The sequence below is a fragment of the Curvivirga aplysinae genome (genome assembly GCF_009711445.1).
In the GTDB taxonomy this organism is placed as follows: domain Bacteria; phylum Pseudomonadota; class Alphaproteobacteria; order UBA8366; family Aestuariispiraceae; genus Curvivirga; species Curvivirga aplysinae.
The window spans coordinates 19728-28844 of sequence record NZ_SMMC01000177.1; the positions used below are offsets into that span (position 1 = coordinate 19728).

7 protein-coding genes are annotated in these 9117 nt (G+C 43.9%); all 7 read right to left on the reverse strand.

The window, feature by feature from the left end; translation table 11 throughout:
- Positions 1-87: 87 nt before the first annotated feature.
- The gene (locus E1160_RS09020) at positions 88-1005 is read right to left on the reverse strand and encodes an ABC transporter permease (protein ID WP_155154822.1); all 918 of its coding nucleotides are present in this window, start codon (positions 1003-1005) and stop codon (positions 88-90) included.
- 18 nt (positions 1006-1023) lie between these two features.
- Positions 1024-2097, reverse strand: a complete 1074-nt coding sequence (locus tag E1160_RS09025) for an ABC transporter permease (protein ID WP_235914087.1) — start codon at positions 2095-2097, stop codon at positions 1024-1026.
- Complete coding sequence (locus E1160_RS09030) at positions 2087-3664, reverse strand: ABC transporter ATP-binding protein (RefSeq protein WP_155154823.1); 1578 nt, start codon at positions 3662-3664, stop codon at positions 2087-2089. Before E1160_RS09030 ends, E1160_RS09025 begins: the two co-directional genes overlap by 11 nt.
- Before the next feature lie 3 nt (positions 3665-3667).
- Positions 3668-4708 carry a xanthine dehydrogenase accessory protein XdhC gene (gene xdhC, locus E1160_RS09035; protein WP_155154824.1) on the reverse strand — a complete coding sequence of 347 codons (1041 nt, stop codon included), beginning with the start codon at positions 4706-4708 and terminating at the stop codon, positions 3668-3670.
- A 31-nt stretch (positions 4709-4739) separates the two neighbouring features.
- Positions 4740-7076: a xanthine dehydrogenase molybdopterin binding subunit gene (gene xdhB / locus E1160_RS09040; protein ID WP_155154825.1), complete on the reverse strand. Its 2337-nt coding sequence runs from the start codon at positions 7074-7076 to the stop codon at positions 4740-4742.
- Positions 7069-8541, reverse strand: a complete 1473-nt coding sequence (gene xdhA, locus E1160_RS09045) for a xanthine dehydrogenase small subunit (protein ID WP_155154826.1) — start codon at positions 8539-8541, stop codon at positions 7069-7071. The genes xdhB and xdhA overlap by 8 nt, the downstream gene beginning before the upstream one ends.
- 93 nt (positions 8542-8634) lie before the next feature.
- Positions 8635-8988, reverse strand: a complete 354-nt coding sequence (gene uraH, locus E1160_RS09050) for a hydroxyisourate hydrolase (RefSeq protein ID WP_155154827.1) — start codon at positions 8986-8988, stop codon at positions 8635-8637.
- Between the last annotated feature and the right edge of the window lie 129 nt (positions 8989-9117).

Below are 9117 nucleotides of genomic sequence, written 5' to 3' on the forward strand. Positions count from 1 at the left end.
TATATCCCTGAAATAATTTCTTACTTCACTCTATCACAAAATATCTATGGGCAAGACATTTTGACCATCAAACTCCAATACGCCTTCCTAAGAAGACGCATGGAAAATCTTCCCTAAACAAGCTGGGGCATGTTTTTTCATCAGCCCACTGTCTCTTGAAATTATCACCAATACAGCAATCGTTACCAAATATGGAAGCATTGCTAAAAGTTGCGGTGCAATAGTTACACCCATGGCCTGTAAGTTCAACTGTAGAATAGAAATTCCACCAAACAAATAAGCCCCTACGAGTACACGTCCTGGACGCCATGTGGCAAAAACAACCAGCGCCAACGCAATCCAGCCGCGGCCTGCAGTCATTTCTTCAACCCACATCGGGTTTACGGCCATGGATAGATATGCACCGCCAATACCTGCCATTGCGCCGCCAAAAACAATCGCCATGTAACGAATCTTAATTACAGAATAGCCTATTGAATGCGCTGCATCATGGTTTGTACCCACCGCACGTAAAATCAGACCTGCACGGGTTTTATACAGGAAATAAAATACAAGCGCTGTCATAACAAAAGACGCATAGACAAGAATATCGTGCCCAAAGAACAATTTTCCAATCACAGGAATATCTTCCAAAAACGGGATACCTTTAGCAATAGGATCTAAAGAAATACCAACGAAAGAATGGCCAACCATAGCTGAAATACCAATTCCAAAGATCGTTAAAGCCAAACCTGTTGCAACTTGGTTAGCTAAAAGATGTTGAGTTAAAAAACCAAATAACAATGCTAAGAGACCACCAGCAATTCCAGCGACAATGATACCGATTAACATGCTGCCAGAAGCATAACCTGCTGCAAAACCTGCAATGGCCCCCATCAACATCATGCCTTCAACACCAAGGTTCAATACACCAGACTTTTCAACAACTAATTCACCCATTGCCGCGAAAACCAAGGGGGTAGAAGCCGCTGCAACATTCACCATAATCGCTACAAATAAATCCATAATCGTAACTCCCTACCCTTAAGATTTTGCAGTGCCAAAATTCGGCACAACGCGATATTTGATGAGAACGTCAGACGCTAAAAGATAGAAAAGCAACATGCCTTGGAACACTCCAGTAACAGCTTCTGGCAAACCGAGCGTAATTTGACCACTTTCCCCACCAAGATAGGTTAATGCAACCAGCAATCCTGCCATCATAATGCCAACCGGGTGCAAACGCCCCAAGAAGGCCACGATAATAGCAGTAAAACCATAGCCTGGTGAAATGGATGGCACTAACTGCCCAACGGGACCAGAAACTTCGAACATGCCAGCAAGACCTGCTAAGCCACCAGAAAGTAGTAATGTGAACCAAATGAGTTTCTTTTCACTGAAACCTGCATAACTTGCGGCCATTGGTGCCATACCAATCACACGGATTTGAAAGCCGATAAGGTGTCGTGAAATCATCAACCAGCCAGCAACAACGGCTAACAAGGCAAATAATCCACCTACATGAAAACGTGTCCCTTCCCATAGGATAGGGACAATAGCGCTGTCAGAAAATAAGCGGCTTTCAGGGAAGTTATATCCATCTGGATCACGTAACGGACCATGCACCAAATAACTCAGCAATTGAAATGCCACATATGTCAGCATTAAACTAACCAAAATTTCATTGGCATTAAAACGTGTCTTCAAGAATGCGGGAATAGCCGCCCAAAGCGCACCACCAACAACACCGGCAACCATCATTAATGGAATGATATACCAGCCTTCTTGCTCATAAAACATCAGGGCGACGGTACCACCAAAAATGGCCCCCAAGGTTAATTGGCCTTCCGCCCCAATATTCCAAACATTTGCACGAAACCCCATAGAAAGGCCGATTGCACAAAGAATAATTGGGGTTGCTTTCACCAATAGTTCAGAAATACCGTAGCTATTGCTAATCGGATAAATGAAGAATGTATATAAGGCTTCAAATGGATCATGCCCCATTGCCAAAAACAGGAAAAATCCTGTGATCAAGGTCAAAATAACCGCCAAAACCGGGGTTAGATAGACCATATTGCGATTGGCTTCACCACGCGATTCAAGTTTAAGAAACATGGCTTACGCCTCCTTCAACATGTGGCTGCGCATGTGGATCATCGGGCAAATCATGTGTGCCCCCCATCATCAAACCAATTTGTTCTACTGTTAAATCACTTACATTTTTCGCTACAGACATGCGGCCTTCTGCGATCACGGCGATACGTGTGGAAATAGCAAAAAGTTCGTCCAAATCCTGCGAAATAACCAAAACAGCAGCCCCGTTATTCGCCAAATTAATTAATTCTTGGTGAATAAAAGCCGCAGCCCCCGCATCCACACCCCATGTTGGCTGCAAAGCAATCATAACAGTTGGGCTTTGCATAATTTCACGACCCATGATGAATTTCTGTAAGTTACCGCCGGACAAGCTATTTGCCGCATGACTGCTATCTGGTGTTTTTACGGTGAATTGCTTAATCACGCTTTCTGCATAATCCACTGTTTCCTTGATTTTCATAAATCCATTACTCATCAAGTTCATCCGTTTCATACCACTTAGGAAAGCGTTTTCCCATAGGGTCATATCCGGCACAGCCCCATGACCAAGACGTTCTTCAGGTACAAAGCCAACACCTAACTGACGACGGCCACCCGGCCCCGTTAAACCAACAGCTTCACCTTCGATCCAGATACTTTCATTATTAGAAGCCAAAGCCTCACCAGATAATGCATCCATCAATTCTGTCTGACCATTACCAGCAATACCTGCAACACCAAGGATTTCACCTGCGCGGACATCAAAACTAATATCTTCCAATGATACACCGAACTGATCGTCGGTTGGCACGTTCAGACTGGAAATCTTTAAACGCACATCACCTAGCGTTACATCATCATGGCGTTCCGGTGCCTTTAAATTGGTCCCGATCATCATTTCAGCCATAGATTTTGCTGTCTCTTCTGCTGGGATACATTCACCCGTCACACGGCCGCCGCGCATAATGGTTGCAGCATGGCAAAGCGCTTTAATCTCATCCAGTTTATGAGAAATATAGAGAATAGAGACACCTTCTGCTGATAAACGACGCAAGGTGACAAATAAACGTTCTGCTTCTTGAGGTGTCAGAACCGAAGTCGGTTCATCCATGATCAACAGTTTTGGTTCTTGCAACAAACAACGTACGATCTCAATACGTTGTCGTTCACCCACAGAAAGGCTATGCACATGACGATGTGGATCTAGAGGCAAACCATAATCTTCGGAAATTTTCTCAATACGCTCTTCAAGTCCTGGACCAGCCAATTCCTTAGAAATACCAAGTGCAATATTTTCAGCCACAGTTAAAGAATCAAATAGGGAAAAATGTTGGAAAACCATACCGATGCCTAATTGGCGAGCTGCATTCGGATCGACTACATCAACTTGTTGACCATTCCATTCCATCATTCCTTTGTCGGCTTTTACAACCCCGTAAATAAACTTTACTAAGGTCGATTTTCCTGCGCCATTCTCCCCCAATAGCGCATGAATTTCGCCGGGCATAATCGTCAAACTTACATCATCATTGGCCAAACAACCTGGATATTGTTTGGTCACCCCTGTTAGTTTGAGACGCGCAGTTTCAGTTGCTGCACTGCTCATCCTTTATTCTCCCTGTTTTGGCATTCTGGAAACAGCTCCATCCGCCTTATTTATAGTTTCTTTCATTTCTTCTGCAATCTGCTGATACAAGATGGTCATTTCCGCCGCGACTGATAATGCAACTTCACCAGGTTGTTTCCCAGTGATTTCCGGAATACCAATCGGGCTGTTCAATTTTTCAAGAACAGCACGATCAATCCCACGTGCTTTTAATCGTCGCTCAAACCGAGCCCGTTTTGTATCAGATCCAATAACACCTATATATCCAAAACGGTTTTCAGCTAAAACCGCATGGGTAATTTCCAAATCAATCCCATGATCATGCGTCATCACTAAATGAAATGTATCATTTGGTGCAGCATATGCCATATCTTCTTGATTTTCCACAACCTTAGTATCTATATCATTTGGACAGTCAGTCCCAAACATATTGAGGCGATTATCTATCCAAGTGACTTTAAATGGCAAATTCACCAACATGGAAACAAGCGCATGGGCCACATGACCAGCGCCGTATAAATAAAGGGGGATTCGGAAATCTTCCACTCTTTCCAGAAAATACCCTTCCTCTGCCATTAATTCAGTTGGTTCTGATATATCCCCTGCTGCACCCCTAACTTTCGCTGGCAACAAATTTTCGACATTTTCTAAAGCAGAGTTATAAACTTGTCTCGTCTGTTCGCCAGACAAGGAGGCAACAGTCACCATACCTTCAGATACTTGCTGCACCCAATGATCAGTCGCATTGACAGTTTCAAAAAGCAGGGAAGCCACACCACCGCAACATTGCCCAAGTGCAGGGCCAAGTGGATAATCTTGATAGAGGGTTGCATTATCACCATCATTTAAAAGATCGCGAGCTTGATCAATCGCTTTAAATTCTAAATTGCCCCCGCCAATAGTACCTTTGAAGCCATGATTGGATACAATCATATGCGCACCTGCTTCACGCGGAGTAGAGCCACGAATAAGAGCAACAGTTACCAGCACAACTTTGTCATGCTGCTGTAATTCTTCTCTTAATTCGTTAAGCCAGTGTTTCACGATTACTCCCCTATCATGTTGGCTTTAAAATTTACGACTTGGCGGCTTTCTTCGTGCGATCAACCGCCATCAATACACGTTCTGCCGTCGCCGGTGCATCCAGTGCAGGATAGACTTCATAGTCAGTTACACTGGCAATTGCATCTGAAATCGCATGGAATGCAGAAATTCCCAGAACCAATGGCGGCTCCCCAACCGCTTTTGATCGATAAATGGTTTCTTCTGCATTTTTTCCCTTTTCCCAAAGAGATATACGCATATCTTCTGCACGATCGCTGCAAGCAGGAATCTTGTATGTACTTGGCGCATGCGTGCGTAAACGACCAGTTTGATCCCACCAAAGCTCTTCTGTGGTGAGCCAACCTGCCCCTTGCACATAAGCCCCTTCCACCTGACCAAGATCGATGGTCGGATTTAAGGACTTACCAACGTCATGCAAAATATCTACGCGAGTGATTTTATTTTCACCAGTTAACGTATCAACTAATACTTCGGTAACCGCAGCCCCGTAAGAGAAATAAAAGAAAGGACGACCCTTGCAATTTTCACGATCATAGTGAATTTTCGGTGTGGCATAATAGCCTGTCGAACTTAGGGAAATTCGATTGAGGTAAGCTTGCTTAACCAAATCAGTGAAGGCTATTTCTTCTGATCCCACGCGTACGCGATTTGGCAACCATTCGACATCTTCGACAGATGCCTGAAATTGCGTTGCAGCAAAATCCGTTAAACGTTGTTTGATCGTACGCGCCGCGGCCTGAGCCGCCATCCCATTCATATCAGACCCACTGGAAGCAGCGGTTGCCGATGTATTTGGTACTTTACTCGTGTCTGTCGCAGTGATTTTCACACGCTCAATATCGATTTGAAATTCTTCGGCGACAACTTGTGCCACCTTGGTGAACAGGCCTTGGCCCATTTCAATACCACCGTGATTTAACTTCACACTGCCATCTGTATAGATATGTACCAAAGCACCAGCTTGATTAAGGAAGGTGGTGGTAAAAGAGATACCGAATTTAACAGGGGTCATAGCAATTCCTTTTTTCAAGACTTTGCTATGTTTGTTAAATTCACGAATTTCAGCACGGCGTTTTTGATAGTCGGAGCTTTCTTCCAATTCCTCAAAAATCTCGTGAATAACGTTATCTTCCACCGTCATATGATATGGTGTGACATTGTTATCATCCACGCCATAGAAATTCTTTTGTCGAACTTCCAATGGGTCCTTATCTAACTTCGCCGCGATTTCATCGATAATACGTTCGATTAAGAAAACCCCTTGCGGTCCACCAAAGCCTCGGAACGCAGTATTAGACACTGTATTGGTTTTACAGCGATAGGATTCCACTTTGATATTTGGAAGCCAATATACATTATCACAATGGAACATAGCACGATCGGCAATAGCATCCGTCAAATCACTGGAATATCCAGCACGACATGCATGCAACATGCTAACACCTTCAATCAGACCATCATCATTGAAGCCCACTTCATATTCGAAATGGAAGTCATGACGTTTCCCAGTCATAACCATATCATCATCACGATCAAGACGCAGTTTTGCCGCACGTCCCGTTGCTTTTGCCACTAAAGCAGAAACAGAGGCCATTAACGCTGGCTGGGATTCCTTACCGCCGAAGCCACCACCTAGACGGCGTGTCTCAATTGTGACGGCATGGTCCGGCACGGCCAGAGCTTTTGCCACATTATGCTGAACCTCGGATGGATGCTGGGTCGAAGAATATACCTTAACCTCATCATCTTCGCCTGGGATAGACATGGCAATCATACCTTCAAGGTAGAATTGTTCTTGTCCACCAAGCTCGACAGAGTTCTTGATCACATGTTTGGCAGTTGCAATCCTTCCATCTGCATCACCTCGTGCCATCACATGCGGATCAGAAACATAGGATCCTTTTTCCATCGCATCTGCAATTGTGAGAATAGCGGGTAACTCTTCATATTCAATCACCGCTTTTTTGGCTGCGGCACGCGCAAGATCAATCGTATCCGCCGCGACAGCAAAGATTGGCTGACCAATAAACTCAACCTTTCCTTCCGCAAAAATCGGATCATCGCCTTTAACAGGACTATAATCATTAATACCCGGGATGTCTTCGACTGTCAGAACGCAGGCGACACCTTCAGAGGCGCGCATTTCTGATAAATCCATAGATTTAATCTTAGCATGGGCGACCGTGCTCATCCCCATATAGATATGCAACATGCCATGCGGCTCAGGAATATCATCTACATAGACAGCCTGACCATTCACATGTTTATGACCACTATCATGCAATTTATTTTGATAAACGCCACCAGCAATTTTATCTTTGGTAATATCAGGAATTAACTTAGACATGCGCTAACTCCTTCTCACCAACCACACGCGTTTCTATTTGAGTATCGGTTGTTTCCAAGTAAAACTTCATCAATAAGTTTTTTGCTACCATCATGCGGTAATCAGCTGTCGCACGCATATCTGTCATTGGGGTATAATCCCCTTCCATCACCTGCATAGCTTTTTCGACATTTTCTTCGGACCAATTTTGACCGATCAAGGATGCTTCTGCCTGTTTCGCTCTTGCAGGTGTGCCCGCCATCCCACCAAAACAAATGCGGATGTCTTTCACAATTCCATCGTTCAGCTTTAATGCAAAGGCACCACAAGCTGCGGAGATATCTTGGTCAAATCGTTTAGAGATTTTATAAGAACGGAAGATTACATCTGAAGCGCGATTTGGTAATTTGATTGCTTTTACAAACTCACTCTCAAACCGATCCTGCTTACCATATTCAATGAAAAAATCCTGCAACGGCAATTCACGAATATCAGAACCTTTTTGTAACAAGACTTTTGCGTCTGCAGCAATAAGTGCTGGCGGTGTATCCCCAATCGGAGAGCCATTTGCCACATTACCACCAATCGTACCTGCATTACGAACTTGAGTTGATCCAATGCGACGGATTAATTCACCAAAATCCGGGTATTGTTCGGCAATCACTTGATGTGCTTCAGAATAAGTTATACCAGCACCAATGATCAGATTATCGCCATTATCTTTGATCTCACGAAGATCACGTACACGACCTAAGTAAATCACAGGCTCCAAGACACGTTGCATCTTTGTCACCCATAAACCCACATCTGTTGCCCCTGCAACCAAAGTTGCATTTGGATATTTTTTATATAGTTCAGCAAGTTCGTCTGAAGAAGCAGGCGCAAAGAAATGGCGTTCTCCGTCAGATACAGACATACCTTGATCTGAAGGGATAAGTTTTAGCAATGAGATCGCGTTTGCTTCCGCAGGCGTAAAGCCCTCCCCCTCAGTGCCATCATACATTTTTTGAGCAGCATCTATAATCGGTCCATATCCCGTGCAACGACATAAATTACCCGCCAGACAATCATTTACACGATTAACATTCGGTCGATTTTCATTCCGATAAAGCGCAAACAAAGACATTACGATACCGGGCGTGCAAAACCCGCATTGTGAAGCCGATGTGTCCACTATTGCCTGTTGTACGGGATGCAAAGAACCATCTGCTTGTAAGGCTTCTAAATCTTCAACAGTTAACAACCACTTACCATGTAGCATGGGCATAAACTGAATGCAGGCATTTAACGCCTTATATTCAAGGGAACCATCTGATCCCAATTCAGCAAGCACAACTGTACAGGCTCCGCAATCGCCTTCTGCACATCCTTCCTTGGTGCCCACAGCACCTTCTTCCTCACGCAACCAACGCAAGACAGAATATGTCGGGTCAATATCTGCAATTTCCCGTAATTCACCACGAAAAACAAATTGAAGCGATGTCAATTTTTTGCTCCCAAATCCTGCGACTAACCATCGCAATCCTGATTATTATATACCCTCTCTTTCATCGGAGGGCTTCTATATTACAACGGCGGCCTAGCTTCCACGATATGTAGAAAAACTATATGGCGACAATAATAACGGCACATGATAATGTTCCCCTGCCGCAGCAATGCCAAAACGGATAGGAATAATATCAAGAAATTTTGGTTCAGATGTATTCACACCCTTTGCATCAAGATAGTCACCCGCATGGAATACCAACTCGTAAACCCCTGCAGCAAATGTATCGCCTTCTAAAATCGGGCCATCGCATCGACCGTCATCATTCGTTACAACTTCACATAACTTTTCACGAGTATCATCATCAATTTTGAAAAGCTCAATCTTGATACCCTTCCCCGGGCATCCTAAAGCTGTATCCAAGACATGCGTAGTCAAACGACCCATTAAATCCACTCCTAATCTCAATAAATTCATAGTAGCATAAAACTCTATGAGTAGAATATTTTTGCTCCATGAGGTTCACACTGTACACAAATTATGTTTTTTTTGTAAACAATCAGCCTACATTATTTT

Excerpts from the sequence above, each read along its gene's own strand:
- E1160_RS09020 (WP_155154822.1), bottom strand. The coding sequence starts at position 1,005 with ATGGATTTATTTGTAGCGATTATGGTGAATGTTGCAGCGGCTTCTACC.
- E1160_RS09025 (WP_235914087.1), bottom strand. The coding sequence starts at position 2,097 with ATGTTTCTTAAACTTGAATCGCGTGGTGAAGCCAATCGCAATATGGTC.
- E1160_RS09030 (WP_155154823.1), bottom strand. The coding sequence starts at position 3,664 with ATGAGCAGTGCAGCAACTGAAACTGCGCGTCTCAAACTAACAGGGGTG.
- xdhB (WP_155154825.1), bottom strand. The coding sequence starts at position 7,076 with ATGTCTAAGTTAATTCCTGATATTACCAAAGATAAAATTGCTGGTGGC.
- uraH (WP_155154827.1), bottom strand. The coding sequence starts at position 8,988 with ATGGGTCGTTTGACTACGCATGTCTTGGATACAGCTTTAGGATGCCCG.